The sequence below is a fragment of the Candidatus Saccharimonas aalborgensis genome (genome assembly GCF_000392435.1).
Taxonomy (GTDB): Bacteria; Patescibacteriota; Saccharimonadia; order Saccharimonadales; family Saccharimonadaceae; genus Saccharimonas; species Saccharimonas aalborgensis.
In genome coordinates, this window is the sequence record NC_021219.1 from 868810 (window position 1) to 886005 (window position 17196).

22 protein-coding genes are annotated in these 17196 nt (G+C 52.8%); 11 read left to right on the forward strand and 11 right to left on the reverse strand.

What is annotated here, in order from left to right; all coding sequences use genetic code 11:
• Window positions 1–113: 113 nt before the first annotated feature.
• Window positions 114–614: a hypothetical protein gene (locus L336_RS04470; protein ID WP_015642027.1), complete on the reverse strand. Its 501-nt coding sequence runs from the start codon at window positions 612–614 to the stop codon at window positions 114–116.
• A 190-nt stretch (window positions 615–804) separates the two neighbouring features.
• Entirely contained in the window at window positions 805–1860 is a 1056-nt protein-coding gene (locus tag L336_RS04475; protein ID WP_015642028.1) for an SPFH domain-containing protein, read from the reverse strand.
• A gap of 232 nt (window positions 1861–2092) precedes the next feature.
• On the opposite strand from L336_RS04475, the gene pyrH reads away from it, so the two are divergent.
• The 3 genes from pyrH to L336_RS04490 all read left to right on the forward strand — a co-directional run bounded on the left by pyrH (window position 2093) and on the right by L336_RS04490 (window position 4579).
• Complete coding sequence (gene pyrH / locus L336_RS04480; RefSeq protein ID WP_015642029.1) at window positions 2093–2809, forward strand: UMP kinase; 717 nt, start codon at window positions 2093–2095, stop codon at window positions 2807–2809.
• On the forward strand, window positions 2806–3651 hold the full coding sequence (locus L336_RS04485; RefSeq protein ID WP_015642030.1) for a glycosyltransferase family 2 protein: 846 nt from the start codon (window positions 2806–2808) through the stop codon (window positions 3649–3651). Before pyrH ends, L336_RS04485 begins: the two co-directional genes overlap by 4 nt.
• Before the next feature lie 67 nt (window positions 3652–3718).
• Window positions 3719–4579, forward strand: coding sequence for a glycosyltransferase (locus L336_RS04490; protein ID WP_015642031.1), 861 nt, complete (start codon window positions 3719–3721; stop codon window positions 4577–4579).
• 76 nt (window positions 4580–4655) lie between these two features.
• Here L336_RS04490 and L336_RS05960 read toward each other — a convergent pair whose 3' ends face one another.
• Window positions 4656–4838 (reverse strand): hypothetical protein, encoded by a 183-nt coding sequence (locus tag L336_RS05960; RefSeq protein WP_015642032.1) that lies wholly within the window; start codon window positions 4836–4838, stop codon window positions 4656–4658.
• A 230-nt stretch (window positions 4839–5068) separates the two neighbouring features.
• The gene (gene smpB / locus L336_RS04500; protein WP_041191370.1) at window positions 5069–5551 is read right to left on the reverse strand and encodes an SsrA-binding protein SmpB; all 483 of its coding nucleotides are present in this window, start codon (window positions 5549–5551) and stop codon (window positions 5069–5071) included.
• Window positions 5552–5921: 370 nt separating this feature from the next.
• Here smpB and L336_RS04505 point away from each other — a divergent pair, with 370 nt between their 5' ends.
• Window positions 5922–6344: a hypothetical protein gene (locus tag L336_RS04505; RefSeq protein ID WP_041191371.1), complete on the forward strand. Its 423-nt coding sequence runs from the start codon at window positions 5922–5924 to the stop codon at window positions 6342–6344.
• Window positions 6345–6546: 202 nt separating this feature from the next.
• On the opposite strand, the gene L336_RS04510 is transcribed toward L336_RS04505, so the two are convergent.
• From L336_RS04510 to L336_RS04535, 6 genes are all read right to left on the reverse strand, one after another.
• Entirely contained in the window at window positions 6547–7242 is a 696-nt protein-coding gene (locus L336_RS04510; RefSeq protein ID WP_015642035.1) for a hypothetical protein, read from the reverse strand.
• Between the two features lie 205 nt (window positions 7243–7447).
• Window positions 7448–7783 (reverse strand): V-type ATP synthase subunit I domain-containing protein, encoded by a 336-nt coding sequence (locus L336_RS05730; protein ID WP_015642036.1) that lies wholly within the window; start codon window positions 7781–7783, stop codon window positions 7448–7450.
• A gap of 166 nt (window positions 7784–7949) precedes the next feature.
• Entirely contained in the window at window positions 7950–8207 is a 258-nt protein-coding gene (locus L336_RS04520) for a hypothetical protein (RefSeq protein ID WP_015642037.1), read from the reverse strand.
• A gap of 78 nt (window positions 8208–8285) precedes the next feature.
• Window positions 8286–9122 carry a hypothetical protein gene (locus tag L336_RS04525; protein ID WP_015642038.1) on the reverse strand — a complete coding sequence of 279 codons (837 nt, stop codon included), beginning with the start codon at window positions 9120–9122 and terminating at the stop codon, window positions 8286–8288.
• Between the two features lie 49 nt (window positions 9123–9171).
• Window positions 9172–10770: an ATP-binding protein gene (locus L336_RS04530; RefSeq protein ID WP_015642039.1), complete on the reverse strand. Its 1599-nt coding sequence runs from the start codon at window positions 10768–10770 to the stop codon at window positions 9172–9174.
• 55 nt (window positions 10771–10825) lie between these two features.
• Window positions 10826–11098 carry a glutaredoxin family protein gene (locus tag L336_RS04535; RefSeq protein ID WP_015642040.1) on the reverse strand — a complete coding sequence of 91 codons (273 nt, stop codon included), beginning with the start codon at window positions 11096–11098 and terminating at the stop codon, window positions 10826–10828.
• A 108-nt stretch (window positions 11099–11206) separates the two neighbouring features.
• On the opposite strand from L336_RS04535, the gene L336_RS04540 reads away from it, so the two are divergent.
• Window positions 11207–13117, forward strand: coding sequence for an RCC1-like domain-containing protein (locus tag L336_RS04540; RefSeq protein ID WP_160142775.1), 1911 nt, complete (start codon window positions 11207–11209; stop codon window positions 13115–13117).
• 5 nt (window positions 13118–13122) lie between these two features.
• On the opposite strand, the gene L336_RS04545 is transcribed toward L336_RS04540, so the two are convergent.
• Window positions 13123–13314 (reverse strand): hypothetical protein, encoded by a 192-nt coding sequence (locus L336_RS04545; protein WP_041191377.1) that lies wholly within the window; start codon window positions 13312–13314, stop codon window positions 13123–13125.
• Between the two features lie 66 nt (window positions 13315–13380).
• On the opposite strand from L336_RS04545, the gene L336_RS04550 reads away from it, so the two are divergent.
• From L336_RS04550 to atpA, 6 genes are read left to right on the forward strand one after another with little or no spacing between them, the layout of a single operon-like run.
• The gene (locus tag L336_RS04550) at window positions 13381–13641 is read left to right on the forward strand and encodes an AtpZ/AtpI family protein (protein ID WP_041191378.1); all 261 of its coding nucleotides are present in this window, start codon (window positions 13381–13383) and stop codon (window positions 13639–13641) included.
• Between the two features lie 2 nt (window positions 13642–13643).
• Entirely contained in the window at window positions 13644–14441 is a 798-nt protein-coding gene (locus L336_RS04555) for a F0F1 ATP synthase subunit A (RefSeq protein WP_237738778.1), read from the forward strand.
• A 45-nt stretch (window positions 14442–14486) separates the two neighbouring features.
• Complete coding sequence (locus L336_RS04560) at window positions 14487–14696, forward strand: ATP synthase F0 subunit C (protein ID WP_015642043.1); 210 nt, start codon at window positions 14487–14489, stop codon at window positions 14694–14696.
• Between the two features lie 9 nt (window positions 14697–14705).
• Window positions 14706–15248 (forward strand): F0F1 ATP synthase subunit B, encoded by a 543-nt coding sequence (atpF, locus tag L336_RS04565; protein WP_015642044.1) that lies wholly within the window; start codon window positions 14706–14708, stop codon window positions 15246–15248.
• Window positions 15249–15250: 2 nt separating this feature from the next.
• Window positions 15251–15634 carry a F0F1 ATP synthase subunit delta gene (locus L336_RS05735; RefSeq protein WP_015642045.1) on the forward strand — a complete coding sequence of 128 codons (384 nt, stop codon included), beginning with the start codon at window positions 15251–15253 and terminating at the stop codon, window positions 15632–15634.
• Window positions 15635–15657: 23 nt separating this feature from the next.
• Complete coding sequence (gene atpA, locus L336_RS04575) at window positions 15658–17196, forward strand: F0F1 ATP synthase subunit alpha (protein WP_015642046.1); 1539 nt, start codon at window positions 15658–15660, stop codon at window positions 17194–17196.

Sequence of the window (17196 nt, forward strand, 5' to 3'; positions counted from 1 at the left end):
CCTGGCGTAGCCGGATCAATCAAATGGTTGTTACATGAAAGGGCGGTGACCCGCCCGACGCTCTTCAAGGAGGCATCGGGCGGGTCTGGTGGTAAAACCCTGAGGATAAGAGATCACTCGCCGGGGATCGGCAGTGCCTCCAGCTCCCACCCCTTCAGCTCATCGCTGTAGCGCAGCCGTCCGTAGACGGGCTGGCCGGCGACCAACTGGTCCATGAGACCGCGGTCGGGTCGTTGGCAGACGATCTCGTGGTTGCCCATCCACAGCGTGACGGGGTTGAGGCCGGCCACCCCTGGTTTGGAGAGCTTGTAGAGATGATTCGCCGCTCGCTCATTGTGGACACTCACCCAGGCGTAGCGGGTGACGTGGAACCAGCCCGTGTTCCATTCGCGGTCGCGCTTGGCGAGCAGCTGGTCGCCTCGGTACCCGAGGAAGAGGGCTGTGATCAACATCACGACTCCCCAGATCAGCAGGTACGAGTTGACTTTCGGACGCATCATGAGCCCAACCAGAAGCATGGTGGGGCCAGTAATGCCACACACCGCCATCGCCCAAGAGGCGATGGCGGCCTTGCGGTGGTAGAAGCCGTACTTGCTAGGTACTTCGGTGGCCACAGGGGGCCTCCCTTCGTTTGATGGGATATTACCATTATTATTATAACATAAATAACAATATAAATAAATACTTAGTCAAATAAAAAAACACCCTGTTGAGGGGTGAAAACGTGACAAGCTAGGAATCGGTGGCTCACCTCGAGCTGGCGGGGGATCACTCCCCCGCCAGCTCTGTAAAGGTGGGCAGGTACTACTTGGTGGCGGTTCCGCTGGGCACGACCACCGCGGAGCTGCCGCCGGGCCAGCAACTGAAGCCAGCCGGTAGCGGATACCCCTTGGCGATGGCGTCCGCCAGGTGGTCGAGGCACTTCGAGACCAGGACGTTGGGATCCTTGGACACTGAAGCCGCCAACTTCTCGTTGGCGATAGCTTGCTGTTCCGCGGTCTTGACGGCTTGCTGTGCAATGCGCGTCTGGGCTACCTGGCCCTGGAGGTCATTGATCTTGCGCTGGGTGGCATCGTCGTAGTTCATGACGGTGACCGCCAGCTCCGACACGTCGATCTGGGATCCCACCGCGGTCCTCATCTTGGTGAGGGCCTGACCGCTGAGGACCGACAGTTCGGGTGCGTTGGACTGACCGGTCTCGGCATCGACCGACAGCGGGTCGTACGACTCGAAGACGGCATTGAGGACCGACTGCAAGTTCTTGGTCACCAGGGCATCCCTGATGTTCTCGAACGTGCGGTAGTTCTGGAACAGCCCATCGACCGCCGTCTCCTTGGCCTGCCACTTGACGTACATGTTGGCGCAGGCCACGATTTGGTGCGCGATGCGCACCTGGATGCAGCCCTCGTTGAAGGCGGCTCCGGTGGGGCGGTTGTGCGTGTCGGTCTGGATGGCACCGTCCATCAGAGTGACATCCTGCCACGGTGCCTTGAAGTGAGGGCCGTTGGACATGGAGCTGGTGGGCGCGCCGAGGGTGGTGACCACACCGATGTCCTTGGTGGGGACGATGACGAAGGTGGAGAAGAACAGCATGATCGCGGCGAGACCCGCGAGTGCCACACTGCCGTACCTCGTGACCTTGCCGGTGATGGCCTGGGTGCTGGTGTCCGGACGCTGGGGCTGCAATTCGTGGAAGTAAAGCCCGCGGTTCTCTGCAGCGTCACGCCGCGAGCGCCAGTCGGCCAGCTCCTTCTTGTAATTGTCTTCGATGCCGCTGGCATCGTCGCTGTTCTTTCGCGCATAGATGCGCGTGCCGATTGCGGCAAGGAGCAGCAACGCGACAACGATGGTTTCGATCATTGACAGTCTCTCTGCGACGGGTTTGGGCTCCCGAATCGCACACCACTATCAAGCCAGTTGATAGCAAGGTGCGACTCGGGATAATTCAGTAGTAAATTGATTCCTAGCTTGTCAAGCGCGAGGGTTGCTCGCACTATGCACGCGTGTAGGCGTGACATCGTTGCATATTATAGCAAATTATAGTTAAAAAGTCAATACGTTTTCCAGTGGTCACACCTGCTATACTAAGCTCATGTATAAACGAATCTTACTCAAACTTTCAGGCGAACAACTACAGGGCTCTCACGAGAGCGGATTTGATACTGAGCGTGCCGTGTGGATCGCTGGACAGCTCAAACAAGCCCTCGCGACAGGGGTACAAATCGTCATCATGGTTGGTGGTGGCAATTATGCGCGTGGAGCGCAGCTTGCTGATGACAAAATACAGCGCATCACTGGGGATTATGTCGGTATGCTGGCCACACTTATGAATGCGCTGACACTGGCTGATGTATTCAATAGCGAGGGCGTCGATGCGCGAGCACTGAGCAATATCGAGGCGAATCAGCTTGTTGACCAATTTACCCACCGTCGAGCGGTGAGCCATCTCGATAAACACCGGGTCGTGATCGTGGCGGGCGGAACTGGGCGGCCGTTCCTCACGACCGATACGGCTGCGGTCAATCTCGCACTAGAGTTACAATGTGATGTTGTAGTCAAGACAACGAAGGTTGACGGTGTCTATACCGCAGACCCGGCTCTCGACACCACAGCTACCAAATATGAGCATCTCAGTTACGATGAAGTCATCGCTAACCCCTCTATCACCGTCATGGACAAGGCGGCAATCGGTCTCGCGCTTGAGCAGCACATTCCTATCGTGATCTGTGATCTCCTGACGGAGGGAAATATAGCCCGTGCAGCTCGTGGCGATACTGTCGGTACACTCATAGGTGAAAAAATGGCATGAAAGCGATATCACCAACCTTGAGCGTCATTGTCTGCGCGTATAATGAAGCCGATACGATTAAGCCTTGTCTATCATCACTTATGGAGCAACGAAAGGATATAGATGAGATTATTGTCGTCGACAATAACTCGACCGACGATACTGTCGCTATCATCAAGAAACATTTTCCAGATATCACTGTCGTCCATGAGTCAGAACAGGGATTGATACCGGCTCGAAATACCGCTTTTGACCGTGCTACGGGTATGGTTATGGCGCGCGTTGATGCTGACGCAAAGATATTGCCAGGCTGGGCGCACGCCATAAAGCAACATTTTGCTTCGCACCCGGAGCTTTGGGCTGCTACCGGCACGGTATATTACTACGATGCTCCCCTACGGCAGCTCGTAGCAACATTGTCGATATTTTTCACGAGTACCTCAAACCGACTAACGGGAACCGCTACATTATATGGGTGCAACATGGCTGTCACGCAAAAAGCGTGGCGGGCCGTACGGAAGATTGCCTCCACTAAGCCAAGGATCATGGAAGATCTTGATCTTGCTCTCGCTATCTCAGAAAAGGGCGGTAAGATCGACTATATTCGTGATATGCAGATCGAAGCATCGATTCGTCGTCTGATGAATACGCCCTTACTATATGCCAAGTACAATTTTCAGTGGCTACGCACCTACTGGTTGCGTGACTATCACCTGCGCGCCTGTGTAATGGCGCCGGTTGCGTTCGTTTCTACCATTGGTCAGTTCGGTGTTGCGCCAATATTGCGCCGCTACAACCCTGAGACAAAACGAATGCAATGGCGAGTTGCTCAAGGGCAAGAAGATCGGGTAGTTCCAGAGTAACCCCGTGGTGCTATACCAGTAGGTATAGTTGGTATTTTGAGACTAAGTCAATTATAATGGATCACTGATGAAGCCACTACCCTCTCTCTCCATAGTTATACCGGCATATAACGAAGAATCAGTCATTGAGCGATGCCTTGTCGCGTGCGCGACACAAACCCCTTTAGCGGATGAGATTATCGTTATTGACAATAATTCTCGTGATGCGACGCTCAGTATTGCGCGGGACGTCGCTCGTCGGTACCCTCAGGCAAACATTCGTGTCGTCAGCGAAAAAAAGCAAGGCGTCTTACCGGCGCGTGATCGTGGTTTTCAGGAAGCTAGCTATGAAGTGATGGGTAGGATTGATGCAGATTCGATTCTCGAGCCAGGCTGGGTGCAGGCCGTCAAAGAAGTGTTTGCTGATCCCGAGGTGATGGCTGCCTCAGGACCAGTGGTGTACTACGACATGCCGCTCAAGAAACTAAGTCATAAAGCAGACAATATCATTCGCAAACTACTTCACCAAAACGCCAAAGATCATCGTTTTTTGTTCGGGACCAATATGGCTGTTCGGGCAACCGCATGGGACGCCATCAAGGACCATATTCCACCAGACCCCAATGACGAGCATCACGAGGATGTCAGCATCGCCATTACGCTGTTTCAGCATGGTCTTGAAATTGCCTATGCACCTCTGATGGTGGCCGGTATGTCGGCACGACGTATCGAGGACAAGCCCAAGGATTTTTATCGCTATATCATGCGATACGAACGGACATTTAAGGCGCACGGCGTCAAAAGTGCTCAGGCGCGTATGCCGATCTTTATCTATCTGTTAATTTACTTTCCCATTCGCACCATACGTCAGTTTTATGATACGGATACAAACAAGTTCACGTGGCGTAAACTCACCGAGCAGATCAAGAGTCACACGAAATCGGACTAAAAAAACCGCATCATGCGGTCAATGAGTTGTAGCGGGGTGACCCCGCCCCCAGAGCGTCGAGGCTCCGGAGACGGGGTCACTTGCGGCCGAGCAGGTGGTCGAACAGCGTGATGATCGCCTCTGCGATCGACACGAGCGCCGACCAGATGCTCTTGATGATGTCCGCCGCCATCGCGGGATTCTTGATGACGACATACACCCCAAACGCGATAACCAACCACTTGATGGCAACCACTGCGCCTTTGGGCACCGCACTCACCTCCCTTCCAGGTGTAGGTGAAGTCTGTATTATACAACGAAAAAATGGATAAATCAAATAGAGACTTAAATCTCACCCCCTCCCCACTCCAGACAACCGGCCCGCCGCTAACTAAATCAGCCTTCGCTCTTGGCGGGCCTTGGCCCATAAGGGCCAACTGTCTGTCGGAGGAGGGGGTGAGATCCAAGTAAGGCCATCTCAGACCTAGTGTGGTTGCAATAGCGAAGTAATTACCGCGCGTGCTTTATTTGGGCGCTGCTCTCGCGGTCAGCTTGGCGCCGCTTGATTGTTTCGCGTTTGTCCCAACGCTTCTTGCCCTTGCCAAGGGCGATGACAACTTTGATATAGCGGCCCGAGGTCAGCATTTTTGTGGGGACGATCGTCATGCCAAGTTTTTTGCGAGCGGAGAATAGTTCAATTTGACGTTTGCTTGCCAGTAGTCGCCGGGGTCTCGTATCAACGCTGTGGGCACCGGGCTTACCTCTCTCGTTGAGCTTCAGACTAAAACTTGCGTTGTTGAGCCATAGGTCTCCGTCTTTGATCGTCACATAGGCGCCACGGAGTTGGATATGTCCATCACGAGCTGCCCGCACCTCTGGTCCTGTAAGTGATACGCCGGCGACGATATCATCGTCAAGCTCATAATCAAATCGGGCGCGACGATTGACGATCGGTGCTTTTGGGTGTGATACTGTGGCTTTTTTGGCGCTCATACTAGTGATTATAGCAAAATACCGCAAGATGCAGGACAAAAGGTATTGCTTTTTTGTAGTAATTATGCTATAATGCTTTTTATCAGTGATGTGAGGTACAATATATCTCCCACTGCGAAGATTCCAAACGTGCTTCATGACTCTTCTTGCGAGAGAAGCTGCCCTCTCCGATATGGTAGAACTAGCCAGCCGGCATCAAACGATTTGTTTGGTCTCGACTGGCTAGTCCCACCCGGATCCGGGACAAACCCTTTCGCTTCAAGAGTCGGAGGTTCCGGAACCTTTGACAACTCTCTCAGCGAAAGCAGCTTTACCTGCAGTACCCTCGCGACCACCGTGGCCGCGAGAACCTTCACGAAGGGAGCCAGCAATGGCATTCGGAAACAAGGCCCGCATCGCCGCCCTCGAGGCCCGCAACGCCCAGCTCGAGCAGCTGTTCGGTCGCGCGGACGTCCGCCTGGACACCTACGGGCCCGAGCTCGCCGGCATCTTCGGTGACACCCCGACGGCTCACAGCGCCGGTCGCTGGACCTCGTCCACGACCGTCCGCGACATCTACGGGATCAACGTGTCCAACGTGCCGGGCCGGGAGCAGGTCTCCTTCATGGCGATCAAGCACGCCGGCGCCGTCAAGCCGTTCGTCGTCTCGCTCCACCCGGGCGAGCACGTCGACTTCGACGCCAACGACTTCGCCGACCTCGAGGAGTGGGTCAACGCGGCCCGCACGGGCCAGACCCTCGACCCCAACCGGCACGACCAGCGGGCGGCGAAGATGTTCAGCCTCGTCGGCTGACACATCTCGCTGAGAGAGCTGGTGGGGGCGCGCACGCTGTGCGCCCCCACCACTCTCGAACTAAAAAAATAGCAATAAAAAAAGAACGACCCACATGGGGTCTTTTTTGTATAACAGAGAGAGTTGTTTGTAGCGATAGATTCCGCGTGAAGCGGGAGCCGGGGGCGTATCCCCCAGCTCCCGCTTCACATGTGCGCTGGGGCTAGTCGAGCATGGTCTGGTAGGCCCGCGTGAGCTCGGCGTTGGCCAGCTCGACGAGCGCCTTGTAATCGGCGACGTCCCGCTCGTGGATGGCCACGAGCTTGGCATTCGCCTGCCGCTCGCGCGTCAGCGCCAGGCGGTCACGCCGCAGCTGCGCCGTCTGCTCGTCGAGCCAGCGCCCGACGTCCTCGGGTGTCTCGAGCCACTCGGGCAACTCGTCCCACTGGTACTTGCCACGCCGGAACAGCTTGCGCCACTCGCGCAGCTCGCGAGCGGTCCGGTTGAGCTCGTACTTGTGGTAGTTGAACTGGTGTCCGAGGTCGACGTTGCGTGCTTCGCGGGCGAGGCGTTCGAGCTCCCTGATGGCCTCCTGGTGCATCTGGAGCAGCTCGCCGAAAGCGACCGCCTGAGCGATCAGCTGGCGGTCGGCCTCGCTGCTGCCGTCGGCGGCATCGATGCGGATGCGCGCGATGCGGAGCAGCCCGTAGCGGAGCGCCACCTCATGGATGACGCTGCCAATGGCGGCAGCGCGGGGGAAGGCGGGGTTGAACGTCCCGTTGAAGCGGTAGTCGTTCAAGGCCTTGGCGATGAACCCATCGGGGCGGATCTCGCTGACGTACAGCGTGCTGTACATCGACATCGAGATACCACCGTCGTTCAGTTTGATGACGAACCGTGGCGGGAAGTTCCAACTCATGAAGTATGCCTCCTCTCCTGCTCGCAGTGACGGGGAATCCGTCAGGGGCTACGAATCAGGAGCGGCAGCCATAGTCATAGACTCTATGACCACAACTCCTGATTCGTCTAAACTCTCTCTGTCAAAAAACAAGGGGCATGTGGTATGCCCTCTCAAATATATTTTACAACAATAAGATTATTAGTCAATATGCTGATCCCAGATATCAGCCATCGTATTTCAGGTGTACCCCTGCTTGGTCGGCAAGCTGAAAGATCCAGCGCTCCAAGCGTGCTTGCTGGTGTGCCTGGACTTTCGTCTCCTGGATGAGTGTTTCGATGCGAGACATGTGGGTATCGAGGATGCCATAGATTCGGTTTACATCTGATTTCAGTTCTGAGACATCTGATTTAAGCTCAGCTACATCTGATTTAAGCTCAGCTACATCTGATTTAAGCTCAGCAATATTGTCTTCAATTTTATCAAAGCGCTTATCGACGCTATCGGCAAATTGCGAGAGTGTCGAGAGGATTTCTTCGTTGGTAACCTGAGCTTTGACCATGTACCCATTGTAGCATGTCTCGTCATATGCGTGCTCGGTGTTAGGATTTTGCGGGTTAATTGCACTCACTACGGAAAGGCCGCCCCGACGGGGTGGCCTGAGTGCTCTACACGAACTGATGTCCGGAGCGGCCTTTCCGTGGGGGCGGCGTGATGAAGTGCCTCTACTACGCGTATTTTTTGCGTAGCGTGGGCCGGTTGCGAAACGCCAGCTCTTTGTCGAGGTGATACAGCAGGGCGAGTTCCAGGACAAGGTTGCTGACGCAGTCGAGGTACTCAGCTTTGGGATCACCGTAGCCCTCCCTCATGAGCTGGCGGAGCTTGGTTTCGAGCCCCGACATAGCTAGCATCGCATTCGCCCTACGCTCTAGGAGCTCATCCATGCTAAGGGCGGCGAAGCCAGTGGTGGTGCGAGCGTCGGTCATACCGACTCCCTTCTCATGTAACGGTCTCTCGACGAGAGACGCTAAGGTAATTTTACAATAATAAGCGAAAAGTATCAATTACCTAAGGATAATACCGCTGAATGATGATCGGCGAGCGGCAGCTTTTCGCTGTGCTTTCTCGTGTTTTTCGGCTTGATGCCATGCCTCATCGAGGGCATGGGTGTCGAACGGTTCGTAGCCAAGAGAGGCAAATAACGCAGCCTGTTGCCGTAATGTGTGTAGCGTAGCACGATTTGACGTCGTATGACCGTACGTCCAATTATAACCCATTGAAAAAGAGGCGGCATCGAGTATTGCCTGAATAGTACCTCGACCGATATGCGCCTGCCGTAGTGCTCCTAGCTCGACCCCGACGGCGAGCGTGTCTTTGACCTCAGGATCCCGGCTTGAGCGACCCCTCACTGGCACATCAAAGGTCAACCACGGAGACGAAAAGGGTTGTACGTAATGACGGCTTCGGGATGGCTCGCGGTGATGCAGGACGAGATTTGTCGGTTCCCCTGTGATAACACCCGTGTAGTGAGCCGCTCGCTCGGCGGGCAGATCGATAGCGGGAGCGCCAGGCTGTATTTCGGTAAATGTAGCGATAAGTTTATCGGCTTCGGGTTGCCCGTAGAGTCGAATGATTTCGGGATCGAGATCGCGCAGTTCGGCGGCGACAGTAGCAATCTCGACTAGTGAAGCATTTCCCTCCTCGATGAGCTGAGTGAGTCGCGCGGCGGCCTGCGAAAACGCAGCGATACGAGCCTCTTTGGCCTCATCGCGGACTGCAGCAGCTTGGCGTTCTAGCTCAGATGCGTACGTATCAGTTGCGGCGATTCTATTCGTGGCGTCCAGAATAGCCTTAAGTTCCTCAGGCATCACAGATGTTTGTAGTCGTTCTCGCGTTGACATTTGTCACCTCCTCTTGGTAGTAGCTTACCTTAATGATAGCAGACTGATATTAGACGGTGTCTGATTTGCGGATATACTCTGCGATGAGGTCCATGATCTCTTGCTGGGTGATAGGCGGCATACTAATGGCAGCCACCTCTTCACCAGTGATTTCGGCGCGCTTGGTAGCCGCGACATACTCGCGGAGGCGACGGCGACGTAGCTCCTGGAGTATTTCATCGAAGTCGGCACCGACGAGTCCATAACTACTTGCCGCCAGTTCAGGCACATTGATGGAATGATCAAAATCGAGCGTCGGTAACCCTGGGTTAAGCTCGCGATTATTGACAGCATCCGCGGCAAGTTTGCCTAGCATAAGTGCCAGAATGCGACTGCGGTCATACTCGCTTGGGAGACCAATCTCAATTTTCTCAAACCGACCGGTACGGAAGAGCGCCTTATCGACTTTATCCTCGTGATTTGTCGCCGCCACGACAATAATATTGTGATGGTTTGCAAGGAGGTCGAGAATATGTGACTTTAGGCGGTTGACTGTATCGGCGCGCTCTCCGTGAATACGTGAAGCATCTGCGCCAAGACTATCAACTTCGTCCATGAAAAGAACGATTTTTGCACCATCAACCTCTGCTTTTTTCTTGATCTCAGCGATCTTCTCGTCGAGGTTTCGAGCTGATTTGCCAACCCACATCTCAATGATCTCAGAAACATGAAATTGTATGAATTCGGCATCAATTTCGTGCGAAAACGCTTCGGCGAGGGTAGTTTTGCCTGTCCCGGGAGGTCCGTACAGAAAGATACCTTGCCCTTTCTTGAGCCCGATATTTTTTGCAATTGTGGGGTATTCGCTGAGTAATGCGAGGTCGAGTAATTTTCGCTTGGCGATCTCGTAGCCGGCAATATCATCAAAGGAAAGCGGTTTTTCGGTCCGCAGTTCCTGCTCGGGGACTGCGATAAGTGGTTCTGGCGGAATAATCGTGCAGTAGAGCTTTTTGGTGTAATCGGCACTGTACATCCCTACGGCGTTGTCGCGGACATGTGCCCAGATTTGCATGAAGCGCTTGACATCATCTAAGCGTTCTTCGGGCGTATCCTCGATAAAGAATATTGATTCAATTTCTTCTGCAGATGGCTCAACACCGATCTCCGCAAGGTAATCTGAATACGATAACGTCGAGAGTGTCGCACCCTGGTATTTGGTTGTTTGGTTGCTTGTACGGGTTTTCATCTGCTCATAAAGATCAATCCGTACATAGCGATTTGGTGAAAGCTCTGCATACCTGGTTGAGCGGCTTCTGGGGTGTTGGATAGTTTGGCACCCTAAACCGGCGTAGAGGTACTGGTCGAGTACGCGGACAAATTTATCAATCCAAGCTGGTCCCTTCAATTCATCCCTATCAACATCAAAATAAATTCGGCCATTGATCTGAAAATCCGAATCAGGAGACTCGGTCGTGCATTCAATTTGCGCACCCCTCACTGGACTATCTATCTCGACGTTCCCGTGGCGAAAGAGCGTGTGCGAGATTTCCCTCGGCGTTCGCGTACACATGACGAGGTAGTCTTCATCCGGGCGCATCACCATTTCTGTGAAGCGAGATGAGAACCGAGTACCTCTTTCGGCTGCCGAATCTCTACGTTGCTCTGCCATTTGTCCACATACTAACAGATATATGAGGCAGCGCAAGCATAGGCGTAACGAAGGGCTACGAAATCAGATTTTTTGCTTTGAGGGTTTCGTCGATGCGCTTACGATCAAAGCCGGTGATGATGACGCCGTCGATATCGGTAACGGGAACACCACTGTAGGAGCCGCCGTTTTTGGCCATCAACTCGTCCATCGCTGCCGGGTCTTCCTCAACATCCTTTGAGACATAGCTGACACCAAGGTGATCGAGGTATTGTTTTTCGGTTTTGCAAAACGCGCACCAAGGGGTGCTGTACACGATTACTGAGGCATCGGTAGGTTGCTGTGACATGTCTATTTTCTCCCCCTCTATATGGTGTTCAGTATAACAAATTCAACACTAGAGAGCAACATTTTTGTGCTGGTCACATCCGCATACCACTCATGCTATACTGGAATTATGTCAAGACATATGAACCGCGAGCAAGGCTTTGCGTTGCCAACCGTCGTGATTGTATCGGTCGTTCTTTTTGTGGTAATGCTGGCGGCGATTTCGTCTGTATCGAGTATTCGTGGCGCACTGTTGGCGCAGTATTATCAGCAACTCGCTCGTGAGGCGGCGGAATCCGGAGCTGAGTTTGCTGCAAATTGCCTCGATGCTAACTCAAATATCGTGACATGGACCGTAGCAAAACCTCTCAAACCAAATACAGACTGCACCGGAACAGAAGTTGTTGCTTGTACCTCCATGCCCCATCCTGCAGGGTGCGATGTCAATAGTAGCACAAATATGTATTCAACTTTTTCGGTTGCACCTCCATCGTCAGCGAATCTATTTGACTATATTGTCACTGTTACCGCTACGGTAAATCTTGTCAGATCTGGTACGACAACGGTATGGAATAATTATTCGATAGCGATGCGCTACGATCCGGTAAAAAAAAGTCAGCCCGCATTTCCTAGTGTTCCAACTTTTGGTTCCTCAGGCGTAATATCGGCTTTTAGCGATGGTTACCTCTGGGGCTGGGGGTGTAACGGGTCAAGCCAGTTTGGTGATGGCACAACGACAAACAAATTGATACCGGGGAGGCTTATCGCCATGAGCGATGTCGTAGACATTGTTTCTGCTGCTATTAACTCGACATCGGGCACAGTAACCGCTCTCAAATCTAATGGCTCAGTCTGGGCATGGGGCTACAATGCCGATGGGCAGATCGGCAACGGTACCACTACGACACAATCAACTCCGACTCAAGTTATTTCAAGTGGAGTTGTCAAGATATACCCTGTCAAAAGTGCGTCGGGTGTTGTGCACGAAACGGTGTATGCTCTCAAATCTGACGGTTCGCTATGGGCATGGGGGTATAACGGAAGTGGTCAGGTTGGCAACAATTCCACCACCAATCAGCTCACGCCTGTGCAGATCATCGCTAGCGGGGTAAGCAAAGTGTATGCGACAGGATATAATGTCTATGTCATCAAATCTGACGGTTCTCTGTGGGCATGGGGAAGTGGGACCAATGGACCGGTTGGCAACAATTCCACCACCAATCAGCTCACGCCTGTGCAGATCATCGCTAGCGGGGTAAGCAGCGTCATCACTACATGGTTTGGGGCATACGCAATCAAATCTGACGGTTCGCTATGGGCATGGGGGTATAACGGTGCCGGTCAGGTTGGTAACAATTCCACCACCAATCGACTTACACCCGTACAAGTTATAGCCAGTGGGGTATCACAGATGATCGCGAGCGCTTCATCTCCCTACCCGGCTCGACTTGTTATCAAAACTGACGGCTCACTCTGGGCATGGGGAAGTAATACATACGGTCAGGTCGGCAACAACTCTACCACCAATCAGCTCACTCCCGTACAGATCATGGCGAGCGGAGTGGTTAAAGCATCGGCAAATGACCTGACCACGTTTGCAATCAAATCTGACGGTTCGCTATGGGCATGGGGGTATAACACAACGTATGGGACGGTCGGCAACAACTCTACCACCAATCGGCTCACTCCCGTACAGATCATGGCGAGCGGAGTGACTGCCGCAGGGGCAGATTCCTATAGCGCATACGCTCTCAAATCTGACGGCTCACTCTGGATATGGGGAAATAATAGCAATGGTGTAGTCGGTAATGGCACATTGACAACCCAACTCGTTCCGTATCAGGCAATCAGTAGTGGCGTTACTCAAGTTAATTTTTCGTCGACACTCGTGTATGCCCTAAAATCAGATGGAACTGCATGGGCGATTAGCAATAATAACACAGCGTGTAATTTGAATGGCACCAATCCTTCCACCTATAATCCGAGAATTCCAGTACAAATTGCGATTCCTCCGATCATAATAAAAAGCCGTGCGTATTAATACGATTATTTGGATGTCAGATACCACCCACCGTCATGAGGTGATTGGTAGACTCGGAGCAAGACAGTAGGCTCGTACAGTATCCGTTGACACATGGCTGCTTCGGCTGCTTTTTTTGTTGGGTAGCGTATTTTTGTCCGCTCTTTTACTGGCAGCTTACGGAGGATGTGCTTGGGGGTACGATTACGACGCGGCATGTTGTAAATAGTATAGCGCATCACCTCTTACATTTTGTGAGCAACAGTGGTATAATCAAACCATACATGGGTAAGCTACCTGCTGCGAGTAATAGCTCTAACACAAAGGGCGTATCGGTAAACCGGTCCGCTTCTCTTGTGATGATCGCAACGATGGCGGATACAACGTGGCGTATGTTTGTCCCGACAGTTGGCTTGATTGTAGCAGGAGACGCGCTCGATGGGCGCTTCACGACCCGACCTTGGCTCATGTTGACTGGTGCACTGATCGGCTCACTGCTCGCTGCCCTCCTCATAAAACGCCAACTTCAGAGAGGAAAGGCATGATAATGAGTGGATTTGCTTCTGCTGCGGTAGCAACTGAACATATCACGAGTTTGTTTGGACTGCCTATCACCAATTCTATGCTGCTTGGCGCGGTCGGTATTATCATTATGTTGAGTGTCCTCGGATCAACAGCATATGCACTCAAAAAAGGTCGTCACAATCACTTTATTGGTCTCGTGTCATGGGCGGTTGAAGGCATGTATGGCACTGTGCTCGATATCGTACCTGATCGCAAAGTTGCTCGGCAGATAGCACCGCTTGCCCTCACTATCTTTTTCACCGTACTTGTCACCTACTGGTGTGGCGTGTTGCCGGGTGTTGGTTCGATCACTATCGATGGCAAGGAACTGTTCCGCGGCTTGCCGACTGATCTCAATTTTACTTTTGCGATCGCCCTCATCACGATGGTGACGGTACAGTGGTACGCTATCAAGGCGCACGGGATTTTTGGTAATGCTGGTCGCTATCTTGTCAATCCGCTCAAAAATCCGATCGGGGCCTTTGAGGGGCTACTTGAGCTTGTTGGTGAGTTTAGCCGACTTGTAGCGCTCAGCCTGCGTCTCTTTGGCAACGCTTTTGCGGGCGAAGTATTGCTGGTGATCGTAGCATCACTTTCGGGCTGGTTTGCGGGCCTGAGCTTGCCACTCGTCATGATCTTTGAGTTATTCATCGGCTTTATTCAGGCCTACGTATTCTTTATGTTGACACTTATCTTTACGTCCCTGGCTATTTCTAGCCACGGTGACTCTCACCCCGAACACTCGCCCGCTCACCCTAAGGGAGCGCAGAGTGAAGCATAATAGTACGTTAGTAACAAATTAATAGTAAGGAGAAATATAACAATTATGGAACCACTCGCATTTGGTCTGACCTACGCACTACCTGCATTTGGTGCAGCAATCGGCGTTGGCTTGATTGGCGCTGGTGCTCTCAATGCACTTGGCCGCAATCCAGAGAAACTAAGCGATATTCGTACGTTGATGATCACCGCTATCGTCTTCGCTGACTCACTGGCCATCATCGGTATCATTGTCGCCTACATGGCAAAGGGATAAGTTTTTTCTATGGATCTTGCTGTACTCACCCATTTTGCGACCGAGGAAGCGGCCTCAAGCGGTATTCTCGGAACACTTGGTATTGATGTCAAGTTGTTGGTATTTCAGCTGATCGCATTTGTGCTCCTCATCCTTATTCTGAATAAATGGATATTTCCAGTATTCTTCAAGATCATCGACAAGCGTCAAGCGGTGATCGAGGAGAGCAACAGAGCAGCGGTTGAGGCGAGCAAACAAGCAGAAAAATCGCAAGCCGAGATAGAAAAAATGCTCAAACAAGCACGTGTTGAAGCAAAAGATATCGTGGCAACCGCAAAAGATGAAGCAACAGAGATGATGCGTCAGGCTGAGGAAAAGTCCAAGGCAGAGGCACAGCATATCGTTGCGGTGGCACATGAATCGCTCGCCAAAGACGTATTGGCAGCCAAAAAAGCACTTCATAATGAGACGGTTGAACTGGTAGCGCTTGCGACCGAAAAAGTTGTGGGCAAAACAGTCACAAAGTCAGTCGACATGACGCTTATCAAAGACGCACTGAAAGAGGTGCAGTAACTGTGAACACGAGACTCTCGCGTCGCAAGCTTGCGCTCTATGTCGCTGATGGCATTGCTGTCGATGGAGAGCTCAGTCGGCGTATCGAGGAAGTAGCGGCGTATTTGATTGACAGTAAACGTCTCAGAGAGGCAGAGCTTGTCGTCCGGGCTATCGAGGACGCGCTTGTTGAGGCTGGCACAGTAGTCACTACAGTTACCACCTCTGGACCGCTGATCGAAGATATGACAGACGCGATCAAGAAGCTGACGGGGGCTCACACTGTTGCTATCCGCGAGAGAGTTGATCCTCAGCTGTTGGGCGGCGTCATCATAGAGACACCCGGACAGATGTTGGACGCAAGTGTTCGAAGTAAACTAATGGCCCTTCGTCGGGCAAAATTGTAAAAACGAGTGAAAGGAATCATTTGATGGCTGATCTAGCAGTGACAGAATTATCAAAAACCCTTCGCGACGCGATTGCAAAGCTGGAAACGAGCGATAGGCTCGAGACAGTTGGTATCGTGACTCGCGTCGGCGACGGAGTGGCTTGGGTGCACGGGTTGGCGGATGCCGGCTATAGTGAAGTGCTCCAGATCGAAACTGCGCACAGCGGTGTCGTAGAGGCGTTTGCGCTTAATCTCATGGAAGATGAAATCGGTGCGGTGCTTTTGGGAAGTGACCAGGGTGTTGCCGCAGGTGATCGAGTAACACTCAAGGGTGAAATTTTGTCAGTTCCGGTCGGTACTGAGCTGCTTGGCCGCGTTGTCAACCCTCTGGGTGAAGCACTTGATGGTGGACCGGCGATTAAATCAACCGAACGATTGCCAGTTGAGCGTGAAGCAGTCGGCGTCATGGGCCGTAAGCACGTGCATGAGCCGCTGATGACGGGTATCATGGCTATTGATGCCATGTTTCCTATCGGACGGGGCCAGCGCGAGCTGATTATTGGAGATCGTCAGACTGGCAAGACTGCTATTGCTGTTGACACGATGATCAACCAAGCGAAGCAACAGAGTGGCGTGGTGAACGTCTACGTTGCTGTCGGTCAAAAACTGAGTAAGGTTGCTCGTCTTGTCGAGACCCTGAAACGCGAGGGGGTCATGGACCAAACGATTGTGGTGGCAACTGGTCCGAGTGATCCAGCAAGCCTCCTCTATCTCGCTCCATATGCGGGTACCGCGATGGGCGAATATTTCCGCGACAAGGGTGAACATGCGCTCATGATCTACGATGACCTCACAAAGCACGCAGTCGCGTACCGTCAGATGTCACTCCTCCTTCGCCGTCCACCGGGACGTGAAGCCTTTCCGGGTGATGTATTTTATCTTCACTCACGACTTCTCGAGCGTTCAAGCAAGCTCAGTGATGAGCTTGGCGCCGGCTCGCTCACTGCCCTGCCGATCATTGAGACACAGGCGGGAGACATCTCGGCCTATATCCCCACAAACGTGATTTCAATCACCGATGGTCAGATTTTTATGGAGACCGACCTCTTTTATCAGGGTATTCGTCCTGCTATCTCGGCTGGACTCTCAGTGAGTCGTGTTGGTGGTGACGCCCAGACAAAGGCCGTCAAGAGTGTTTCGGGTCACCTCAAGCTTGGCCTCAGCCAGTTCCGAGAGCTTGCCAGTTTCGCACAGTTTGGGAGCGACCTCGACGAGGCTACCAAAGCGCAGATTGAGCGTGGTCAACGGTTGACCGAACTCCTGAAGCAGCCACAATATCAGCCGATGAGCGTGTGGGAACAGTGTGCCAGTATCTTTACCGTGAGTGAAGGTCTGTTTGACCACGTACCGGCAAATAAAGTGAAGGATGCACAAAAAGCCCTCCTCACCCGTCTCTGGACAGATGAGAAGAAAGTCATGCAGGAGCTCAATAAAGGCACCGACAAACTCGAAGCAGATAGCTCAACGGGCAAAGCAATTGCAAAGCTAGCAAAATTAGTTGCGAAAGGGTTTGAGGGCTAA